Origin of the sequence: Kitasatospora sp. SC0581 (assembly GCF_048159585.1) — a bacterium.
Classification (GTDB): Bacteria; Actinomycetota; Actinomycetes; order Streptomycetales; family Streptomycetaceae; genus Kitasatospora.
Genome location: NZ_JBLRWA010000205.1, coordinates 1 through 381 on the forward strand (window position 1 = coordinate 1; position 381 = coordinate 381).

Annotated in this window: 1 pseudogene; it reads right to left on the reverse strand. The window is 81.6% G+C overall.

From position 1 onward, the window contains the following. Window positions 1-381, reverse strand: a pseudogene (locus ACLWS4_RS37800) (hypothetical protein); the annotation flags it as partial.

Here is a 381-nt window from a genome sequence, read left to right on the forward strand (position 1 = left end):
GCCACCCGCAGGCCGTAGCGGACCGAGGCGGGGGAGAGCAGCCGGGCCCGCAGCCGCCAGGGGTCGGGCGGCGGGGCGGGGGCGGTGCCGAGCACCACCGGGCGGCCGGCCACCGCGTCGGTCAGGTCGCGCAGGGCGGCGTCCAGGGCGCGCAGGGCCGGGGTGTCGGGCCGCCAGTCGGGATAGCCGGGCGGTGGGGCGGCACCGAGCACGGCGGCGGCCAGCTGCCGGGGCAGGGCGGCCACCTCGGCGGGGACGGGGCGCCAGGCCCAGAGCAGTCCGCTGGCGGTCTCGGTGGCGGCCAGGGCGGCCTCGTACGGGGTGCGCAGCTGCCGGACCCGTTCGGATTCCTGACGGCCCGTCCGGTGCGGCGGCAGCAGG